At 58.8% G+C, this 20,903-nt stretch carries 15 protein-coding genes; 7 read left to right on the plus strand and 8 right to left on the minus strand.

Features of this window, described 5'->3' with window-relative positions; genetic code table 11:
* Positions 1-120: 120 nt before the first annotated feature.
* The 3 genes from LMG28727_RS21410 (at position 121) to LMG28727_RS21420 (ending at position 8,356) form a co-directional block, all read left to right on the plus strand.
* A complete protein-coding gene (locus LMG28727_RS21410) occupies positions 121-885 on the plus strand; it encodes an SDR family oxidoreductase (RefSeq protein WP_201644305.1) in 765 nt (254 codons plus the stop codon).
* 75 nt (positions 886-960) lie between these two features.
* Entirely contained in the window at positions 961-1,752 is a 792-nt protein-coding gene (locus tag LMG28727_RS21415; protein WP_201644306.1) for an SDR family NAD(P)-dependent oxidoreductase, read from the plus strand.
* A gap of 667 nt (positions 1,753-2,419) precedes the next feature.
* Positions 2,420-8,356 carry a DUF3320 domain-containing protein gene (locus LMG28727_RS21420; protein ID WP_201644307.1) on the plus strand — a complete coding sequence of 1,979 codons (5,937 nt, stop codon included), beginning with the start codon at positions 2,420-2,422 and terminating at the stop codon, positions 8,354-8,356.
* Between the two features lie 392 nt (positions 8,357-8,748).
* On the opposite strand, the gene LMG28727_RS34565 is transcribed toward LMG28727_RS21420, so the two are convergent.
* Positions 8,749-9,030 carry an FCD domain-containing protein gene (locus LMG28727_RS34565; protein ID WP_201644308.1) on the minus strand — a complete coding sequence of 94 codons (282 nt, stop codon included), beginning with the start codon at positions 9,028-9,030 and terminating at the stop codon, positions 8,749-8,751.
* Between the two features lie 367 nt (positions 9,031-9,397).
* Positions 9,398-9,631 carry a hypothetical protein gene (locus LMG28727_RS21430; protein ID WP_201644476.1) on the minus strand — a complete coding sequence of 78 codons (234 nt, stop codon included), beginning with the start codon at positions 9,629-9,631 and terminating at the stop codon, positions 9,398-9,400.
* A gap of 495 nt (positions 9,632-10,126) precedes the next feature.
* On the opposite strand from LMG28727_RS21430, the gene acs reads away from it, so the two are divergent.
* Both acs and LMG28727_RS21440 read left to right on the plus strand, forming a co-directional pair.
* The gene (gene acs / locus LMG28727_RS21435) at positions 10,127-12,100 is read left to right on the plus strand and encodes an acetate--CoA ligase (RefSeq protein WP_201644309.1); all 1,974 of its coding nucleotides are present in this window, start codon (positions 10,127-10,129) and stop codon (positions 12,098-12,100) included.
* A 55-nt stretch (positions 12,101-12,155) separates the two neighbouring features.
* Positions 12,156-12,755 (plus strand): acetate uptake transporter, encoded by a 600-nt coding sequence (locus LMG28727_RS21440; RefSeq protein ID WP_201644310.1) that lies wholly within the window; start codon positions 12,156-12,158, stop codon positions 12,753-12,755.
* A gap of 85 nt (positions 12,756-12,840) precedes the next feature.
* On the opposite strand, the gene LMG28727_RS21445 is transcribed toward LMG28727_RS21440, so the two are convergent.
* The 3 genes from LMG28727_RS21445 to LMG28727_RS21455 form a co-directional block, all read right to left on the minus strand.
* Positions 12,841-13,854, minus strand: a complete 1,014-nt coding sequence (locus LMG28727_RS21445) for a lysylphosphatidylglycerol synthase transmembrane domain-containing protein (protein WP_236592179.1) — start codon at positions 13,852-13,854, stop codon at positions 12,841-12,843.
* A gap of 127 nt (positions 13,855-13,981) precedes the next feature.
* Positions 13,982-14,506 carry a universal stress protein gene (locus tag LMG28727_RS21450; RefSeq protein WP_201644312.1) on the minus strand — a complete coding sequence of 175 codons (525 nt, stop codon included), beginning with the start codon at positions 14,504-14,506 and terminating at the stop codon, positions 13,982-13,984.
* A 59-nt stretch (positions 14,507-14,565) separates the two neighbouring features.
* A complete protein-coding gene (locus LMG28727_RS21455; RefSeq protein ID WP_201644313.1) occupies positions 14,566-14,838 on the minus strand; it encodes a hypothetical protein in 273 nt (90 codons plus the stop codon).
* A 297-nt stretch (positions 14,839-15,135) separates the two neighbouring features.
* Between LMG28727_RS21455 and LMG28727_RS21460 the strand changes: the two genes are divergently transcribed.
* Together LMG28727_RS21460 and LMG28727_RS21465 are read left to right on the plus strand one after the other, a co-directional pair.
* Complete coding sequence (locus tag LMG28727_RS21460; protein ID WP_201644314.1) at positions 15,136-16,521, plus strand: glutamate decarboxylase; 1,386 nt, start codon at positions 15,136-15,138, stop codon at positions 16,519-16,521.
* 27 nt (positions 16,522-16,548) lie between these two features.
* The gene (locus tag LMG28727_RS21465) at positions 16,549-18,078 is read left to right on the plus strand and encodes an amino acid permease (RefSeq protein WP_201644315.1); all 1,530 of its coding nucleotides are present in this window, start codon (positions 16,549-16,551) and stop codon (positions 18,076-18,078) included.
* A gap of 18 nt (positions 18,079-18,096) precedes the next feature.
* On the opposite strand, the gene LMG28727_RS21470 is transcribed toward LMG28727_RS21465, so the two are convergent.
* The 3 genes from LMG28727_RS21470 to LMG28727_RS21480 form a co-directional block, all read right to left on the minus strand.
* Complete coding sequence (locus LMG28727_RS21470) at positions 18,097-19,386, minus strand: NRAMP family divalent metal transporter (RefSeq protein ID WP_201644316.1); 1,290 nt, start codon at positions 19,384-19,386, stop codon at positions 18,097-18,099.
* A gap of 259 nt (positions 19,387-19,645) precedes the next feature.
* Complete coding sequence (locus LMG28727_RS21475; protein ID WP_201644477.1) at positions 19,646-19,945, minus strand: hypothetical protein; 300 nt, start codon at positions 19,943-19,945, stop codon at positions 19,646-19,648.
* Positions 19,899-20,720, minus strand: a complete 822-nt coding sequence (locus LMG28727_RS21480) for a PRC-barrel domain-containing protein (protein WP_201644466.1) — start codon at positions 20,718-20,720, stop codon at positions 19,899-19,901. Before LMG28727_RS21480 ends, LMG28727_RS21475 begins: the two co-directional genes overlap by 47 nt.
* Positions 20,721-20,903: the final 183 nt, after the last annotated feature.

Here is a 20,903-nt window from a genome sequence, read left to right on the forward strand (position 1 = left end):
ACAAAAACTAAATGATAAGACCATGTTTTAGACCTTTCTGCCATCAGAACTGAAGCCTATATTGCTTTCACGGGCCAGGGCATAGGGCACTGACCAACCAGAAGCATCAGGAGATTAAACATGCAACGCTTGACAGGAAAAGTCGCCATCGTGACGGGTGCCAGCGCAGGTATTGGCCGCGCGACTGCAAAGCTGTTCGCGAAGGAAGGCGCCAAGGTGGTCATTGCGGCGCGCCGCGCGGCAGAGCTCGAAACGCTCGCGGCGGAGATCGTCAGCGAAGGCGGCGAAGCCGCGTATCTGGCCGGCGACGTGCAGTCGGAGGACTTCGCGAAGGCGCTGGTCGCACTCGCCGTGAGCCGCTTCGGCCATCTGGACATCGCGTACAACAACGCCGGTACGCTGGGCGAGATGGGCCTGACCACCGGCATTTCCGAGGCTGGCTGGAGCGCCGCACTGGCGACCAATCTGACGAGTGCCTTCCTGGGAGCGAAGCATCAGATTCCCGAAATGCTGAAACAAGGTGGTGGATCGATCATCTTCACGTCGACGTTCGTCGGTTACTCGTTCGCGTTCCCCGGCACCGCGGCCTATGCGGCGAGCAAGGCCGGACTGATCGGCTTGACGCAGGCCCTCGCCGCCGAGTACGGCGCGCAAGGCGTGCGCGTCAACGCGGTGTTGCCGGGCGCGGTGGACACGGAGATGTATCGCGATATGAACGACAGCGATGAATCGCAGGCGTTCGTCACCGGGCTGCATGCGCTCAAGCGCGTCGCCAAGCCAGAAGAACTGGCGCGTTCGGTGCTGTATCTCGCGTCGGACGATTCGTCTTTCGTGACCGGCACCGCGTCACTGGTCGATGGTGGCGCATCGATTACACGCACGTGAACCTCCTGGCGGCATCTGAATTTCAAGAGCCGATGCCGCGATTTTTACTTCACCCATTGTGGACGGACATCAATCATGGACCTGAATTTGACAGGCAAACTCGCACTGGTGAGCGGCAGCACGGCTGGCATCGGTTTCGCTATCGCCAGCACGTTGGCACAGGAAGGCGCTCGCGTGATCGTGAACGGACGCTCCCAGTCATCTGTGGATGACGTGGTCGCGCAGTTGAAAGCGGAGACGGGCAGCGACGTACAGGGATTTGCGGGCGATCTCAGTTTGGCCGCATCAGCAGACGAGCTCGCGCGACGCTATCCGGAGGTGGAAATTCTGGTCAACAACCTGGGCATCTTCGAGCCCAAGCCGTTTGAAGAGATCCCCGACGCGGACTGGCAGCGGTTCTTCGACGTCAATGTGTTGAGTGGGGTACGTCTCGCTCGCCTGTTTTTGCCTGCGATGAGGCGGGCCAACTGGGGGCGCATCATTTTCATTTCGAGCGAAAGCGGGGTGCAGATTCCCGCTGAAATGATCCACTACGGGATGACCAAAACCGCGCAGCTGGCGGTCGCGCGTGGGCTCGCCGAAGCCGTTGCCGGCACGGGCATCACAGTCAATAGCGTGCTACCGGGGCCGACGAAATCGCGGGGAGTGGGGGAATTCGTCGAGACCCTCGCAAAGGCCGACGGCAAATCGTTTGAAGCGTTCGAAAAGGAATTCTTCGAGAAGGTCCGTCCCACGTCGCTCACCAAGCGCTTTGGTTCGCCGCAGGAAGTCGCGTCACTCGTGGCCTATATCGCCAGTCCGCTTTCGTCGGCCACGACGGGCGCTGCGTTGCGGGCTGACGGAGGCGTTATAAAGAGCGCCTTCTAGACCTGCGCCATCGCTGATAGTCGTCGTCCGGCGGTGGGGCGCGTCATCCGTGTCAGGCTTTGAACTGGCGCGGCGTGAAAGCTGTGCCGGGGATGAGGTGTTCTAGGGCGCGCGACGCAATTTTGTCAACCTCCGGCAGAGCGCTTAGCGTCGGACGGGGGGCTCCGACGAGTGCAAAGAAAGCAGAAACGCGCTATTGAGAACGGCCATTACGTACTGGTGAGAACTCATATTTTGGACTTCGTATCAACGTGACGGAGTTTCAAAATAATCGACAGGATGATGGCCGCTGAACGATCGCTTCTACCGTCGATCCGCAAGCCGGGCAAACCTGCATATGCGCGCAGAAGATGCACTGATTCTTGCACTCACTCCTTGACTCGGATCACCCATGGCGGAGCGGCGACGCGAGTCGGAGTCCGTGCGCTCGTCGACTAACGTCGCAATCAATCTCACTTGGATCGGCAATAGGCCAATTTTTAGGCCTTTTGACTAAGATCGTCTGCGAACATTCGCATACCGTCTTTTTTTGCGTGAATGCATGCCAAATGCATAGATCCCGTGGAGCAAAGTTCAACATTTCCAGACTAGGTTCCCATGGCGTATTCTCTACGTCTAAATCACGGGCAAAGGCCTGAGAGTGAAAGACCTCCAAAGTAGAGGAAAGATGCACAACCAAGAAAATCCGACCCAATATACGGACGCGACCGAGTCAGAAGTAACTGACGCGTTCCTTTTGGAGATTGAAGCTGATCCGACGCTGGGCTATGCGTCGATTCAGAACTCTGTGCCGGTCGTGCGTGCGTTGCGCGTAACCAACGGATTCAAGTCGTCCGTTGAAAATGTTGAGATCTCGATCACTTGCAACCCACGCTTTGCTCAAGGTACGAAGCTTCGTTTCGCGAAGCTCGGTCCCGATGAAATCAGGCGTATTTCCCCTTTGGACCTCGCGGCAGACCACGGCTATCTGGCCGATCTCCAGGAGGCAGTGACAGCATCAATCACGGTCGTCGCACAGGTGGCTGACGTTGAGCTCTCCCGAGTGGTCCACCCCATCGAGGTGCTGGCCTATGATCAATGGGCGGGTACGCACGCCATGCCGGAGTTGCTCGCGTCCTTCTCAATGCCGAACAATCCTGCGATCGACATTCTCATTGGAAAGGCGTCGAAATTGCTCCGTGAGCAATACAGCGACCTGTCGATGAACGGCTATCAGTCGAAGAGTCGGGATGTTGTGTGGAAGCAGGTGTCCGCGATTTACAGCACCTTGGCCGCGGAAAACCTCCAGTATGCGGAGCCGCCAGCGTCCTTCGGCGTCGATGGACAGAAAATCCGAACGCCGGATCGCATTCTTGAAGGCCGGATCGCTACGTGCCTTGACCTGGCGATGCTGTTTTCTTCATGTATGGAGCAGGCTGGACTGCGGCCTGTAGTCCTGATGAAGGATGGTCACGCATGGATAGGCGTATGGCTTCATCAGGCCTGCTTTCCTGATCCGCTTACCGATGACATCCAGGCGGTTCGAAAGCGGGTAGATAGCGGCGAATTTCTGGCGTTCGAAACGACGGCAATCGCCCAACATGCGAGCCGTCGCCCTTCGTTGCGGATTGCCTTGGAACAAGGGGCCGCTCATCTTCTGGAGGAAGGCACATTCCGCTACGCAATAGACATTCACCGGGCTCGTGAGCTGCAGATCAGGCCTTTGCCTTCGAGGGTGGTAAGTGTCAGCCAATCATCGGTCGATGAAGTCGAGTCACCCGTGTCGATCGAGCCGACTCCCGACCTGCCACCACTCGATCCTGAATTTCTGACTCCGCTTGATTTCGGCGCCGACGAGACGCCGGAGGGCCGGCTGTCGAAATGGAAATCCCGTTTGCTGGATTTGACGTTGCGCAACAGGTTGCTCAACTTCAAGACGACAAAGTCGACCCTGGCACTGATCGCCCCAGACCTTGGCAGGCTTGAGGATGCGATTGCAGAAGGCATCGAATTTCGCGTGCGTTCCATGCCAAACCTCATGGAAGGTGCCGATCCGCGGATGGCCGAGGTGCACACCGGTCGAAGCGGGCGCGCGCCTCTCGACGACATGGCGCTCGATGCTCTGGATAACAAGGAGTTGATCGCGCGAATTCCGCAGGAAGGGTTAGACGGCAATCTGCTGACCATCTTCAGCGGTGCGCGGACTGGTCTGGAAGAGGGCGGTGCCAATACGCTTTACCTTGCGTTGGGCATCCTTCGCTGGACCGAAACGGAGAGTGCGGAGAGCGTACATCAGGCTCCCATCATCCTCGTGCCCGTGTCGCTGCAGCGCCAGTCGGTACGAAGCGGCTTCAGGCTAAGCCGCCACGACGACGAGACCATCATTAACCCGACTTTGTTGCAGATGTTGCGCACGAGTTTTGAATTGCGCATCCCAGGGTTGGATGTTTTGCCGATGGACGAAAAGGGCGTCGATGTGGGAAGGGTGCTGCAGGCATTCCGGCTCGCCGTTCGCGAGATCCCCAAGTGGGAGGTCGTTGAGCAGGCCCACTTGGGCATTTTTTCGTTCACGAAGTATCTGATGTGGAAGGACCTGCAGGACCGGACCGAGCAACTCAAAGCGAACCGGGTGGTCAGGCACCTCATAGACAATCCCGGCTTGGCGTTTGAAAAGGAAGAGTTCGACGAGCGTTTCGAAAGACTCGATGAGACTCATCAGCCTCAAGACCTCTTCACACCGATGCTCGCAGACTCGTCGCAGTTAAAAGCCATCTGCGTCGTCGACGCCGGCCGCGACCTGGTGCTTGAAGGACCGCCGGGAACAGGTAAGAGCCAAACTATCACAAACCTTATCGCTCACCTGTTGGCTAAAGGCAAGACGGTGCTTTTCGTGTCTGAAAAGATGGCTGCCCTTGAAGTGGTGCATCGTCGACTGGATGCCGTCGGGCTCGGACCGTTTTGTCTCGAACTCCACTCATCCAAAGCACGAAAGTCGGAAGTCTTGCAGCAACTCGGTAAGGCGTTGGATTTCAATGGTCAACGAACGAATTCAGATTGGAACCGCGAGGCGGAGCGTCTCGGAGAGCTCCGCGAGGATCTGAATGGCCTTGTGGACGCATTGCATCATGTTCATCCCAACGGCCTAACGGTCTATCAGGCTATCGGAACCTGCATAGAGCATTCAGGGTGGGATGCCGCGCCGATGCCCTGGTCGGACCCGCTAACGCACGACTTCGACGCGCTCGAAAGGCTTCGCGAAACTGCAAGGCGGATGGCGACCCTCTCGGGCTCGCTCGTTGCCCTTCATGGCCACCCTTTAGAGCATGTCGGCAGAACTGAGTGGAGTCCAACCTGGCAAGATGAATTGCTCGCGGCAGCCCGATCGTTTGAGCAAGCTGTAGAGGCATTCAAGGGCAGCGTGTCAGCGGTGCAAACCAGCCTGAATATCACTGCAGCAGGATTGAGCCTGGAAGGTTACGGGAAGATAGACTTTCTCGCAGATGTCTTGCTTGGCGCTCCTCAAGTGCCGTTGGGTATTGCCGCCCATGCACACGACGTCAATGTCAGAACTCAACTTCTGGTACTCGCCCGCCATGGCAAAGCCCGCAACGAATACTGGAACAAGCTCGAGGCGGGCTGGACAGAGCAGCTTTCAGAGTTGGGTGCGAAATCTATCAACGAGGAGTGGGCGCAAGCGTCGAATACATGGTGGCCCAAATCTGTACTGGGTAAGCGCGCCATTCGCTCAAGGCTGGCGAGCTACCGCTCTGACGGCAAACGTCCGGCAGACGCGGCTGTCATGGCCATGTTGCCTCATCTTACAAGCGTCAATGCTGAAGACGAGCAACTGCAGGCGCTGAAGAGCGACGCACAGCGCTTGCTTCAAGACACGTTCAACGACCTGCAGACCGACTGGGACCAGGTGTTACGACATGAACAATGGGCCCAGCGCTTCGCGGACGCTGTCACGTTGATCGCCAACGATCCTGCTTCCGCGGCGGAGTTGCGTGCCCGTTTCCGTCGCCTTGTAATCGATGACCGTGTTTTGCTTCTGCCAGGAGCCGCATTGAGCAAGTCGTTGCTTGCCTATCGCGACACATGGCGCGAACTGCGCGCCGCGCTTTCGGCACTTGAAGCGCTTGCGGACCCGACAACGCCGTTGCAAGGACCAGTTGACGCCGACGGCGCGCTAGAACGCATGTTGGTCGTTACTGCCGCCTGGCATCGCTCCAGGAGTCAGTTCATGTCCTGGTGCTTGTGGCGTCATGTTCGGGAGCAAGCTATTCACCGCGGGCTGCAGGGCGAAGTGAGTGCTCTGGAAGATGGCCGTGTGCCGCTGGATCGCGTTGAGCAGCACTTTGAGTTCAGCTATCAGAACTGGTGGGTGAAAAAGGTTATCGACAAAGATCTCACGCTCCGCACATTCTCCAGCGCTGACCATGAACGCAAGATTCGTGAATTCCGGCGAGCGGATGAACGCTTTCAGGTTCTGACCGCCGACTATGTCGCAGCGATGCTCGCTGGGAAGGTCCCTGCGGCGACAGGCATGGTAGTGAGTAGCGACAGCGAATTGGGGCTGCTGCGTCGGGAACTGCAAAAGAAGACTCGCCATACGCCGGTGCGCCAGCTCATGCAGGGCCTTCCGAGTCTCCTTGCGAGGTTGAAGCCTTGCCTGCTGATGTCGCCGCTCTCCGTGGCTCAGTATCTTGACGCAGGCCATGCGCAGTTCGATGTGGTTATCTTCGATGAAGCCTCCCAGATTCCAGTCTGGGATGCAGTAGGTGCAATCGCTCGCGGCAAACAGTTGGTTGTTGTCGGTGACACAAAGCAACTACCACCTACCAGCTTCTTCAGTAAGTCGACCGATACAGACGACGGCGTCGGCGATGACGCACAGATAGAAGATCTCGAGAGCATTCTGGATGAATGCCTGGGCGCAGGGATGAATCGTCAGCGGCTGCAGTGGCACTACCGAAGCCGGCATGAGAGCCTCATCACTTTCAGCAATGTGACCTATTACGACTCGCAGCTAATTACTTTCCCGTCTCCAGTTACGGATGACGTAGCGGTACGTCTTGAACGCGTGGCAGGAGTCTACGACCGAGGTGGAAGCCGGACGAACCGGGCAGAGGCCGAGGCGGTAGTGCTTGGGATTGAGCAGCACTATCTGGACGCTGACTTGCAACAATTAACGTTGGGAGTTGTGACGTTCAACCAGTCGCAACAGGCGCTGATTGAATCGTTGCTGGATGCACGGCGTCGCCAGAGCGCTCAACTGGATAAAGCCATTTCGGCGCAATCCCGAGAGCCGTTGTTCATCAAAAATCTGGAGAATGTTCAAGGAGATGAGCGTGACATCATCTTCTTTTCGATTACCTATGGTCCGGACGCGGCGGGCAAAGTTACCATGAACTTCGGCCCTCTCAACAGCGAGGGAGGTCAGCGACGACTGAATGTCGCCATATCCAGAGCGCGTGAAAGGGTCGTTATCTTTAGTACGCTCAAGCCTGAACAGATAGACCTGTCGCGCGTGAGGGCGGCCGGCGTGCGCGACCTCAAACACTATCTCGAGTTTGCCCTGAAGGGGCCTCGTGCGTTGCTGGAGCAGTCGCTGCCCACAGGAATGGAGCCAGACAGTCAGTTCGAATCGCAGGTAATCAAGGTACTGCGCGACCACAACTGGGTCGTGCACCCACAGGTGGGATGCTCGGGATATCGTATCGACATGGGCGTTGTTGATCCTCGCGCTCCAGGCCGCTACCTGATCGGCATTGAGTGCGATGGTAGGGCTTATCACTCTGGCGCTACGGCGCGCGACCGCGACCGGCTACGCCAGGCGGTGCTGGAGGGTCTCGGCTGGCATCTTCATCGAATCTGGTCGACCGACTGGTGGCTAAATCCACAAGTCGAAGTACAAAAGCTACTTGCTCGTTTGAATGCAGAATTGGACGCGGACGGTGTCAATACGTCGTCGGTAGACGTACCTGACCCGCAAGCGGTCCAACCTGAGGTCGAGGCGGAGTTCCATGCCGAAACAGAGACTGCGGTCGAGAATGTTGCCTTCGAGAAAGCTGCCCTGCGCCAGTACCGGTCCGTTAGCCCTGCAGGGGGCAAGCCCGAGGACTTCTACGATCTTGCGCATGCACATCAACTCACACAGCAGTTGATCGAAATAGTCGAGGGTGAGGGGCCGATCCATGAAAATGTGCTTCATCGCCGGATCTCGAGAGCTTGGGGACTGGAGCGTACAGGCACGCGCATCGTCGAGCGGCTTCGGATCCTTACGCCGCGTGAACTAGGCAGAACGACAGACGGGGACGCCGTTTTCTACTGGCCAGCAAACTTGAATCCGCTCGAGTGGAAGGTATTTCGAGCGGCTTCGGATGAGGATGCATCACGCCGGAAGGTCGATGATGTCTGCGTTGAGGAACTGGCAAACGGGGTGCTGCACGTGCTTGGAGAGGTGGGCAGTGCACCGAGCACCGACGTTTCCAGGTCCGTGTGCCAGCTGATTGGTATGGCCCGCACGCCGGCAGATGCAGAAGCAAGGGTTGGCCTTGCAATATCGGGTCTCGTGGAACAAGGGAGTATTGCGACGAGCGGAGGGTTGCTAAGGCTTCGGTGATCGAGTGCTCGGACTGTTCCTCGATGAGGCGGTTCTGACAGCGAGTCGAATGCGACGTGCTGGACAGAGATGTACACCGCTATGGAAACTGCTCGCGAGTTCAAGCTTCTGCGTCGGAGTGGATGCTGCGATTCGCTGGCTGCGACCGCGATAGACGGCAGGCAGGACCGGTGTCAACGTCGTCGTGGCACCAACCTGCTGCGGACTCCCCCACTTTCTGCGTGTTCGCGTTCTCTTCGAGCTTGCCGACGTTTGCCGATGTTTTTCCACGTCTGTCGGGCAATCTTCAACCCCAGCAAGCAATGGAGCGGCAATTCATGCGGTGCGGGAACCGCTCGCTCTGCGCCTGAGGCCTGGTGTGTCGGTCTCACGAACGGCCATGGTTCACGACGTCAAACTTCGAAATCGTCCGGCATCTCGGCGATGAAGTCGAGGAACGTCAAGCCGCCAGTAACGTGGCTGCGCATCTCTTCGGCTGCAGCACGCGAGTCGCCTGCGAGGATGGCCTGCACGATACGGTCATGGCCGTCGAATGACCGCTTCATGCCGCCCGCGCGCTGGAAAGGCAGCCGGCGATAAGGCTGCAGCCGTTTCCTCGGGTCTCGTGGGCGATCTCCTGAAGCGACGCCATGTGTCGAAACGGGCGGCGAACTGTTTGCGTTAGAGCACGGCACTCAGCAGATGTCGCTTGAGCGCGAAGTGACGCAGATATACCGTTGCTCGCCGGAAAGCAGCCGTACGCTGGAAAAATGGCCCTACATCAGACAGCGGATCGACTAAGTTCGCACGACTGCTTGCCGATACCGGTAGATGCCAACCGTGAATATCATCGTCATTCCGACAAGAATGCCCCACATCGCACTAGTCATATTTCCTCCTGGTCTGTTTCTGTCGCGCACCCCTGCGACAGCGTCGCCATGCTGTGCAGCCTATTCGGCATACCCAAGCCTATTGGTAACGCATCGTGCTGCATTGGGCGTCGCTAATCGCAGCGAGTGAGAAAGTCCCGGCAGAAGATTGCCGCGACGTTTTGAATAACACTCATATGTGCCGCATCGAGTTGGCAATCCGCGGTCGGCGAATAAATAGCCAGTTCTTGCGGCCGTCCCCAATGCGCCTGATCCATCGCGTTGCCGGGACGGTTTGAGTCAACCCGGGGTCGCGCTCTTTATCTTCCGGAAGCACTGGCATGCCGTCATCCGTCGCATTTTCCGCAGCTTCTCTTCGTCTCCTGCTCTCTTCCAGTTCTTCAAGATTAACTTGATCATCGATCATGATTCTCTCCCACAGTGAAAAGCTACTGTCGTTCGCCGGCCCGATTCAGAGGGGTCGATCTTCGCCGCGCCAACCGACATTTCGGATATCAAAGGATGAATGGCACGGTGCGCAATCAGCTTTGCGCGAGCGCCGCTGAATGGCGCCATTTGCTTGCGCTGGAATCAATGCATGATCGTTCCAGAACGAGGGGCGCAGGGCGCGACCCATGTACCGACTGTATACCCATCGCAGGGCGCAAGTACGGTTTCCTTTATAACGGCCCGTGCCAGAACGACCAGATCCCGTCCTCCCCGAACCCGGAACAGTTAAGCCCGTTTGCTGAAACTTTGTCATGTGCAACCCGGGTGACAAGCAGAAGCCGATTTCTGAACCGGTACGCTACCGTACCGACTTCGGCGCACCGTACGTGCACCGTCAATTGAAGGCTGCGGTGACGCAGCGGCCAGCCAGAAGGCGCTTATCAAGCAAGCGCGGAGCATGCGAGGAAGACAAATGTCAACGAACGATTCGATTCTGGAGGAGCCACAGGCGTTCCTCCCACACGCCAGCGTGGCGGCGCACGCTGCGATTTCCGGTATGGATGCCTATCGTGCGCTTGTCGCCGAGGCCGAGCGCGATTACACAGGATTCTGGGCTCGTCTCGCGCGCCAAACACTGCAATGGGAAAAGCCGTTTTCTTCGGTTCTCGACGAGTCACGCGCGCCGTTCTACGAATGGTTCAAGGACGGCACGCTGAATGCGTCATATAACTGTCTCGACCGCCACGTCAACGCGGGCAACGGCGAACACGTCGCTGTGGTCTTCGAAGCCGATGACGGATCCGTCACGCGTATCACGTATCGCGCGTTGCTCGAGCGGGTATGCCGCTTTGCTAACGCGCTACACACCCGCGGTATAAAAAGTGGGGATCGCGTGGTGATCTATATGCCGATGTCGATTGAAGGCATTGTGGCCATGCAGGCGTGCGCCCGAATCGGCGCGACGCATTCCGTCGTCTTCGGTGGCTTTTCGTCGAAGTCGCTCAACGAGCGGATGGTTAATGTGGGTGCAACTGCGCTGATCACCTGCGACGAACAGATGCGCGGCGGCAAGGCGTTGCCCCTGAAGAACCTTGCTGATGAAGCCCTCGCGCTGGGCGGGTGCGAAGCTGTGAAGAGCGTGATCGTTTATCGGCGCACTGGCGGCAAGGTCGCGTGGCACGAAGGACGTGACCTCTGGATGCACGAACTGACACAGGCCGAGGCGGACACTTGCGAGCCGGAGTGGGTGGGAGCGGAACATCCGCTCTTTATCCTCTATACGTCCGGTTCGACCGGCATACCCAAGGGCGTCCAGCACAGCACGGGTGGTTTTCTGATGTGGGCAGCACAGACCATGAAGTGGACGTTCGACGCCAAGCGCAGCGACGTGTTCTGGTGTACTGCCGACATCGGCTGGATCACCGGTCACAGTTATATTGCCTATGGTCCGTTGGCGATCGGCGCAACCCAGGTGGTGTTCGAAGGGGTGCCGACCTGGCCGAACGCGGGCCGCTTCTGGGAGATGATCGAAAAACACCAGGTGACGGTGTTCTACACGGCGCCGACCGCAATCCGCTCGCTAATCAAGCTGGCTGAATCTGATCCTAAGGTTCATCCGGACCGTTTCGATCTGTCGTCGCTGCGCCTGCTAGGGACCGTCGGCGAACCGATCAATCCGGCCGCATGGGCATGGTTTTACGAGCACGTCGGCCACAGCCATTGTCCCGTCATCGACACCTGGTGGCAAACCGAAACCGGCGGTCACATGATCGCGCCAATGCCCGGCGCTACGCCACTTGTGCCGGGCTCATGCACGCTGCCGCTGCCTGGCATCATGGCCGCCGTGGTCGATGAAACCGGACACGATGTGCCGAACGGTCAGGGCGGTATTCTCGTGATCAAACGGCCGTGGCCATCCATGCTACGCAACGTATGGGGCGATCCCGACCGCTACACGAAGAGCTACTTCCCTGATGAGTTGGGTGGACACCTGTATCTCGCCGGCGACGGCGCGGTGCGTGACGAGGACACTGGGTTTTTCACGATTACCGGACGCATCGATGACGTACTCAACGTATCGGGCCACCGGTTAGGCACGATGGAGATCGAGTCCGCACTCGTCGCCAATCCGCTGGTTGCCGAGGCTGCCGTTGTCGGCCGCGCTGATGATACGACCGGCGAAGTGGTCGTCGCATTCGTGGTGTTGAAGGGCACGCGGCCAATCGGTGACGACGCAAGCAAAATCGCGAATGAACTACGTGCGTGGGTGGGCAAGGAGATCGGACCGATTGCGAAGCCCAAGGAAATCCGCTTCGGCGAGAATCTGCCGAAAACCCGTTCCGGCAAGATCATGCGCCGCTTACTGCGTTCGCTTGCGGCTGGAGAAGAGATCACACAGGACGTCTCCACGCTGGAAAACCCGGCGATTCTCGATCAGCTCGGATGACGCGTTGCGCACCCCGTGAGATCACCCGGTTGCTATCTATCCTCAGGAGCAGGCCATGGCCAGCGCACCGATCCGAAGCACGCTAGCGAACCCTGCGCCACTGGGTCTTGCGGCTTTCGCATTAACGACGTGGCTGTTAAGCATGATCAACGCCGGCTGGTTTTCGGCGGATTCGATGGGATTGGTACTTGCCTGCGCGCTGGCCTATGGCGGCAGTGCTCAGGCCATTGCCGGCATCATGGAACTGCCGCGCGGAAATAGTTTTGGCGCCACCGCCTTTCTGAGTTATGGCGCGTTCTGGTGGTCGTTCGCGCTGTTCGTGCTGTTTCTGCACGGCCAGGTGCCGGCCGCATTCGTTGGCTGGTATCTGTTCCTTTGGGGTGTCTTCACGTTCTATATGTGGCTAGCCACCTTTCGCTCGCCTCGCGCCTTGCAATTCATCTTTCTGGCGCTGTGGATCACGTTTGCCCTGCTGGCCTTGGGAGAGTGGACAGGGCTCAGTCTGATGCGGATGGCAGGCGGCTATATGGGACTGGTCACGGCCGCACTCGCGTTCTATCTGTCTGCAGCCGAAGTGATTAACGAAGTGCATGGGCGAGTGGTTCTACCGGTTGGCGAGCCACGGGTGTTCAGCCTGCATGCTGTCGCGCTCTGATCTATGCGCGAGGCGAAACTTGAGCGCAGGCATGTCGTAGGCGGACCTTGCGACAACGAATACGATTGGCGCCCCGTAGCGCCGCCTAATGCCGGCGTATTTCCAGGCGTGCCAGCCAGATGCCGGGGAGCATGGGCAGCCAGAAGGTCAGCGCTCGCAACAGAAGCGTGGCGGCGAGCGCCGCTTCCACCGGCACGCCAAGCAAACTTAGCATTCCAACGGAAGTGGCTTCGAAGGTGCCCAGCCCCACCGGAATGGGACCAATGGTGGCCACCATTGACGCGATAATGAAGCTCACGAACACGACCCAAAGCGGCGGTATCTCGCCGATTGCTTTGAAAGCGAGCCAGAGCGTAAAGGCATCGAATACGAAAATGGCAAGTTGCAATCCCACTGTCTGCAACAGCAGAGAGGGACTGCGGAGCAGACGGGTAGGCGCGTCGGTCAACTCCTGAAGCAGGGCGGTGACCCCCAGCCACTTGCTGAGCCATGCGATCGGCGCGCGTCGGCCCCATCGTTTAAGTCCCAGTACTGCGGCCGGCACTGCCACGGTTACCACCACAAAGATTGCCACACCCGCGCTCAGCGCTACGTTCAGGCGATGCTGAAGCCACAGCGTGCTGGCGCTTGCGAGCACGACGAACAGGTAGGCGATGTCGTATGACACCATGCCCACCAGCATGGCGGCCATCGCAATCCCGGCAGGCACCCGTCGGCCTGTCAAGCCGCGTACCACCAGCATCGTGCCGCTGATGCCGCCGCTTGGCAGTACCTGATCGGTAAAGACCTTGGCGATGCCAAGGGGAATCAGGGTGCGCAGAGCCAGCGGATGGCCAGCCTGGCTTAACGCCTCACGCCATACGAATGCCGCGCTGACATAGGTGCCGGATTGAACCAGGAGCGCAACCAGCATCCAGCCGGGACGAGCCGAGCGTATCAGTTCGGCCATCTTTTGCAGCGAGCCGAGATGCAAGACCACCAGAATGACGGCAAGAAAACCCATCAGTCCAACGATCCAGAACATGAGCAGGCGCAGTCGCGATGTTTTGCCGAGCAACCCGGGCGCGATGTGAACGAGGCCGGTCTCGGCAACCGGCATGGGCTTCGGCTGTACGAGTGGAGCGCGGGCGGCGGGGAGTGGCGAAGTACTCATGGGACGAACGCCATAGTAGGTGCTGCAAGAATGTGAGCACAGCCGTGGCAACTCGCGACGCGTACTTCACCGTTTAGCGGGATAGTTCGTGCGGCGCCGCGGCGGCCTCGGTTTGGGCAGGTCTGGCAGCATCCGCGGCCGTAGTTTGCGCTTGCCGGCTCGGCACCAGCAACACCGGCAGGCTTGCGCTGCGCACGACGCGTTCGGCCACACTGCCTAGAAACAGACGCTTGAACCCCCGCCGCCCGTGCGTGCCGAGCACTAGCAAGTCCGCATTGAATTCGTTAGCCGAGATGCGGATGCGCTCCGAGATGTCTTCGCCGATTGGCGCGACATCGACTATCCGCGGCACGCCGGCCACGTTCTCGTGCTTCATCTGCGCCAGAGCATCTGCCAGCAGTCGTTGACCTTCTTCGACAAAGGCATCGCGCAGGATGGTCGGATCGTAGCCGGACGCGTCGTATGCCATCAACGGGTTGTCGATGACATAGAGCGGCTGCAGTTGCGCGTCGTTATCGTGTGCGAGTTGCAGCGCGGTGTCGAACGCGTGTTCAGACGTCTCGCTGCCATCGATCGCTACCAGAATGCGTTTGTACATATTGGCCTCGAGGTATTTGTTCGAACGGCGCTTACCGTTCCGTGGCGGACGGCTGGCCTTTATAGCGCCGTAGCCTGCACCTTGCCGTCGATGATGTCTTTGCCAAACTTCATCGCAAGATCTATCGCGTCATCGAAGCTGGCGGGACTCACCGTCTCGAAGACTGTCGCGTAGCGCCGCGCGTCTGCGTCGTTCGGCGGAACGGTGTCGATTCGCACCACCGAAGAAAAGCGCCGCGCGCCCTTCGCATACGGATCGCCGAAGGGCGGAAATTGCTGGCGGGCGTAGGCACGTAACTCGTGTCCGTTGTATGTCGCGGTGGGGATGATCATGATGACGTACTCCTTCATAAACGATATGTTCCGCTGTTCCCGGACCGGATAACGATGGCATAACGGCCAATGCAAAGCAGCGTAGTGAGTGACACCACCTTGCGCTCAATAGCGGTGTAATGCAATCAACAGATTGCTTCAATTGCCGCAGTGCGGTACGGCACCGTACCGACTTCGTTTGACCCGTCGTGCATCGTGGCGATGGAAGTTCTCCCGTCTGCGCAATCTCGCCACTCCACTCGCTCAGGTGTTCGCTCGCGAATACGCCTCGCTATTTCACATTCGGAGTATCACGCTATGACATTTCTCAAGTCACCACCATCCTCGCCCGATGCCGTCGCCGACGAATACGCCGCGACGATCTCGGGTTCTTCGCTGCCTAAATACCGGATTCCGGAGGCATCATCTGATCGCCGGGCCGTATTCGATCTGGTGCGCGATGAATTGTTCATGGACGGCAATTCGCGGCAGAACGTCGCGACGTTCTGCACCACCTATGCCGACGACGAAGTTCGCCGGCTGATGGATCTGTCGATCGACAAGAACATGATCGACAAGGATGAGTATCCGCAAACCGCAGAGGTAGAAATGCGCTGCGTGCACATGCTCGCGGATCTGTGGCATGCCCCGAAGTCGTGGAAGACGACCGGTTGTTCGACCACGGGTTCGAGCGAAGCCTGCATGCTCGGCGGTCTCGCCCTGAAGTGGCAATGGAAGAAGCGCAGGGAGGCGCTAGGCAAGCCGACCGACAAGCCGAACTTCGTTTGCGGACCGGTGCAGGTGTGCTGGGCCAAGTTCGCCCGGTACTTCGACGTCGAGATGCGCCAGGTGCCGCTGAGTGGTGACGCGACCGGACTGCGCCCGGAAGATCTTGCCCAATACTGCGACGAGAACACCATCGGCGTTGTAGCCACGCTTGGCATCACGTTCACGTGCGTCTATGAGCCTGTGAAAGCGCTGGCGGGCGCGCTGGACGCGTTGCAAGCCAATGTCGGACTTGATATTCCGATTCACGTCGATGCGGCCAGCGGCGGCTTCGTCGCGCCGTTCATCCAACCCGAGCTTGAATGGGACTTCAGCGTGTCGCGCGTGAAGTCGATCAACGCTTCGGGTCATAAATACGGGCTCGCACCGCTCGGGGTTGGCTGGGTAGTGTGGCGCAGCACGCAGGACCTGCCTGATGAGCTGATTTTCCGGGTCGATTATCTGGGCGGCGACATGCCGACGTTTGCACTGAATTTCTCAAGACCGGCCGGGCAGATTATCGCGCAGTACTACATGCTGCTGCGTTTGGGCCGTGAAGGCTATCGGCATATCCAGCAGGAGTGTGCCGACACGGCACAGGCGCTGGCCGATGGTCTGGCGAAGATCGACGCACTCGAGATGATCTATGACGGACGCGGCGCGTTGCCGGCTGTCTGCTACAAACTAAAGCATCCGCAAACCGCAGGCTTCACGTTATTCGATCTATCCGATCGGGTCCGCATGCGCGGTTGGCAGATTGCCTCGTATGAACTGCCGGCGGGGCGAGAGGACACCATCGTGCAACGGGTGTTGATCCGACGTGGCGTGACCCGCGACATGGCGGCGATGCTCCTTGAGGACATCAAGCACGCCATCGCGCATCTGACGAAGAATCCAGTGCCGCACTCGACCGCCGGCCCGACCTTCCATCACGATTGATGCCGCCTCTGCACTGGAGCGCACAAAATGAACGACACTGTTACTACCGCGACAGCTTTACCGGCCGCGAATATCGTCAATGCCGCCAGGCGCGGCAAGTATCTGAGCGTCACATCGATCGGCCTGATGACGGCCGCAGCGGTAGTCACAAGCCTGCGTGGACTTCCTTTGCTGGCTAAGGAAGAGATGACGATGTTTGCCTATCTCGCGTTTACGGTCGTTTTCTATCTGATCCCAGCGTCGCTGATATCCGCAGAACTGGGCGGTGCTTTTGCCGACCGCCGCGGCGGTATCTATACGTGGGTCGCGCATGCGTTCGGCACACGCTGGGGCTTTCTCGCAATCTGGCTGCAGTGGATTCAGAACGTTGTCTGGTTTCCGGTCGCGTTGACCTTCGGGGCGGCGGCGCTCGCCTACACGGTTGGCCGGCCCGAGCTGGCGAAGAACGGCACCTACGTTGGGATCTTCTGCATCGTCGGATACTGGCTCGCGACGTGGGTCGTGCTGCAAGGTGTTGAAGTATTCGCGAAGATCGCCAACTGGACCTTTGTGATCGGCACCATTGTGCCGGGCGTTGTTTTGCTGGCGCTGCTGGGCTATTGGATCAGCAGTGGCCATCCGCTTGGCTGGCAGCATCTGAACGATGCTGCGCTGTCCCAGGATGGACATGCCCGCTACTGGCCGGCGATTCACGGTTTCGGCACGATCTCGTTTCTTGCCGGAATCGTATTGCTGTTTGCCGGCGTGGAGGTACAGGCGGTTCACGTGATCGACATGCGTAGCCCGAGCCGGGGTTATCCGGCGGCCATTGGACTGGGCGCGCTGATTTCGGTGCTGATCTTCGCACTCGGCGCGTTGCCGATTGCCGCGATCTTGCCCTACGAGAAGATCTCGCTGCAATCCGGTGTGTTCGACGCGTTTGCTGCCGTGCTTGTGGGCATCTGGCAGATGGGCTGGGCTGTGTCTGCGTTGTCGCTGCTGGTCGGCGTTGGCGCAATCAGTGGCGTGCTGGCGTGGCTCGGCAGTCCATCGCGCGGCTTGCTCGAGACTGCCTATGAGGGCGAGTTGCCGCCAATCCTTCAGGCTAAGAACAGCAAAGGGATGCCCACGCATATTCTGCTGGTTCAAGGTCTGATCGTGACCGTGATTTCATGCTTCTACTTCGTGATCAAGGATGTATCGGTCGCGTTCTTTCTGATCTCTGCGATGACGATCGCGCTTTATCTGATCGCATACATGCTGATGTACGCGGCGGCGATCCGCTTGCGCTACTCCGCACGGACTTTGACGCGCCCCTTTAAAGTGCCGGGTGGTATGGCTGGCATGTGGCTGACTGCCGGAATCGGCTTTGCGGGGGTGCTATTTAGCTTTGCCGTTTCGTTCTTCCCGCCAGACCAGTTACCGGTCGGTTCGCCCTGGCTTTATACGGGACTGGTCGTTTTCGGCATCGTCGTGTTCGCGGGCATTCCGTTGATCATCCACCATGTTCGCCGCGCCGACTGGGCAACTGTGCATGATGCGCCGCTCGTTCATCCAAAGGTGCTGCCGGTGAAGTAACAGCGCGCACAGTAACCCTCATGTGAACCAGCTGACCCCCATCGCGACGACGGTAGCGGCCATCACACCGGTCGCTACCCAACCGAGAATGCGTAGCACCGGCGGCAGCGTGAAACCCGCCATGATGCGCGTACGCATCGAGAGGTGCATCATGACGATCATCACGGGGACCGCGACGACACCGTTGAGAACAGCACTCCAATAGAGCGCCTTGACCGGATCGATTGACGTGAAATTCAGGCCGACGCCAACTGCCGTCGCCACGGCGATCACCGCGTAGAACGCCTTTGCCTGCAATGGCAGCCGCGCGAGACCTACCCGCCACGCGAACAGTTCGCCCACCGCATACGCCGCCGAACCGGCCAGCACGGGCAATGTCAGCAAGCCGGTGCCGATGATGCCGGAGGCGAACACAAGGAACGTAAATGGACCCGCGATGGCGCGCAGTGCTTCCGCGGCCTGTGCCGAGGTCTGGATATTGACGAGTCCGTGCGCGTGCAAGGTCGTCGCTGTTGTCACCACGATGAAGAACGCGATGACATTCGAGAGCGCCATGCCAAGGTAGGTATCAATGCGGATTCGCGTGAATTCCGCGGGCGCTTCCCACGGCGCGTGGGTCAACGGATGTGCGCCAGGCCTCTCCTGTTCGTCTTCGACTTCCTGCTCTGCCTGCCAGAAAAACAGATAAGGGCTGATGGTCGTACCCATGACCGCGACGATTGCGACGAGATAATCAGGTTTGACGGATAGCGCCGGCCAAACTACTGCCCAGCCGACTTGAGCCCACGGCACTTTAACGACAAATGCGCAGATCACGTAGCTGAACAGCGACAGGCATAGCCATTTCAGAACCGACACATAGCGCGCATAGCGGGTGAACACTTCCAGTACCACCGACAGCAGGCCAAAACCGCACACATAGAGTAACGCCGGACCTGAAATCAACAGCTTGAGGGCTGCGCCCATGGCGCCGAGGTCTGCACCCAGGTTGATAATGTTCGCGATCAGTAGCAGCCCCACTATGCTGGTCGACAACCAGCGCGGATAGTACTCACGCAGGTTGCCTGCGATGCCGCTGCCGGTGACGCGTCCGATGCGTGCGCTGATCTCCTGGATCGCGGCCATCAATGGGTAGCTAAATAACAGTGTCCAGGCAAGGCCATACCCAAACTGCGCGCCGACCTGGGAGTACGTTGCGATACCGCTTGGATCGTCGTCCGATGCACCGGTGATGAGGCCAGGCCCCATCACCTGCAGGAGTTTTGGACGAGGTGGCAGCTGGACCGGATCGTGGCTGAGCGTGTTCATGAGCGGGACGTTCCTCGTGGCTGGCGAGCGCCGTATTACGCAGTTTCTGGTGTGGCGGGTTCGGTCGGCGTGACTACACTGAAATTCTTCATGTCGAAACCACTGTCTGTCAGCTTGCGCACGGCGGCATCGGTCTTGTGGTGATCATCGAAGACCGTAATTACAACGTTATAAGGAGTCGTGCGAGTGGTCCTTGAAAAGATGAAAGGCGCGCGAACCTGTGTGCCTTCACGGTGAAATTTGAAACTGTGGCCGCGTGCTATTTCAGATTGCTGAGTTCAGCACGCGCAAGCGTCTCAACGTACTCCCATGCGACGTCTTCGCGCTCGAATAACGTATCAACTTTGACGAGATCGGTACCTTTTGACGCGCCCTTGGCGACGATGTACACGCTCGCCACCCAACCATCGGCAATATGACTTTTGACGCTCATATGAGCGTCGTGCGTACTGCTTGAGACGATTCTGTCCACCATGGCGTCACCTGTCAGTTTGAACCACATCCACGCGGCTTCACGCGCCGCCTCGGTCAGCGCCGACTCGCCCGGAGGCATGGGCATCCGGGCCAGTCCCGTGTTTGTCGTAAAACCGCTGCAATGCCTCTTCATAACCCCGCTCGATCGGCATCGAGTCGTCATAAGCGGGGCTGTTCTTGATCACGTCGCGAGTCAATGTCGTCGATACCTTCGAATCAAACCAGTCGACTTCGTTAATCCAGTGAATCGCGATCAGCACAGTTTTGCCGCCGGGCCACCAGTTGTGCGTCTCCACGACCAGGTAGCGAATCGCCCAGTTGGTATCGTCGTAAATGAAATCTGATACGTGGCCAATGCTGCCATCGGATGTTTTGAGGTGGTAGCCCTTGACCTCGTTGGTGCTGCGTAGATGAACGTCGGGTTGCGGTTCATCCATATCGAGGGTTGGCATCGACGGCTCTTCTGGCAGCAGGTCCGCCGGCATGCCCGTCGGGTCATAGGCCGGATAGGCCCCCATGCCCCAAAGGTTAGGACCGCCCCAGTACGTCGGATAGTTGTAGTAGCGCAGATATTCGACCTCGTGCTGTCGCGATACGGGCTTGTGTGCGTCCAGCAGGGGGCTATTCCTCACTTGCTGCCGGGAAAGGTCGACATGCACGACACTCGACCCGGGATCGGTGTGTTTCACCGAATACGGTGAGACCAACACTCGCCTGTCGTTGAGCCAAGTGCCTGTTTCGACCACCAGATAGCGCACGCCCCAGGACTCATCATCGAAATAGGCCTGACTGACTGTGCCGATGTCGCCGTCTACCGCGCGAACCGTGCTTCCGCGCAAATCTCGTACGCTTCGCAACATGATTTCTCCAAACTGGGTGCCGATGAAGCGCGCAGCACGCGGCATTGCGGCTCGTTCTGGAAGAGGAGCAGCGCAACCTCAGGGTGCCGCGCCGGGTGCCAGTAGCGATCCGGGCGTGCTCAGGCGAAGGTTTATCCGCGCATGATTGCCTCGCCGCTGCCCGGCGGTAGAAACCACGTTACG

It is taken from the genome of Paraburkholderia metrosideri (genome assembly GCF_904848625.1).
In the GTDB taxonomy this organism is placed as follows: Bacteria; Pseudomonadota; Gammaproteobacteria; order Burkholderiales; family Burkholderiaceae; genus Paraburkholderia; species Paraburkholderia metrosideri.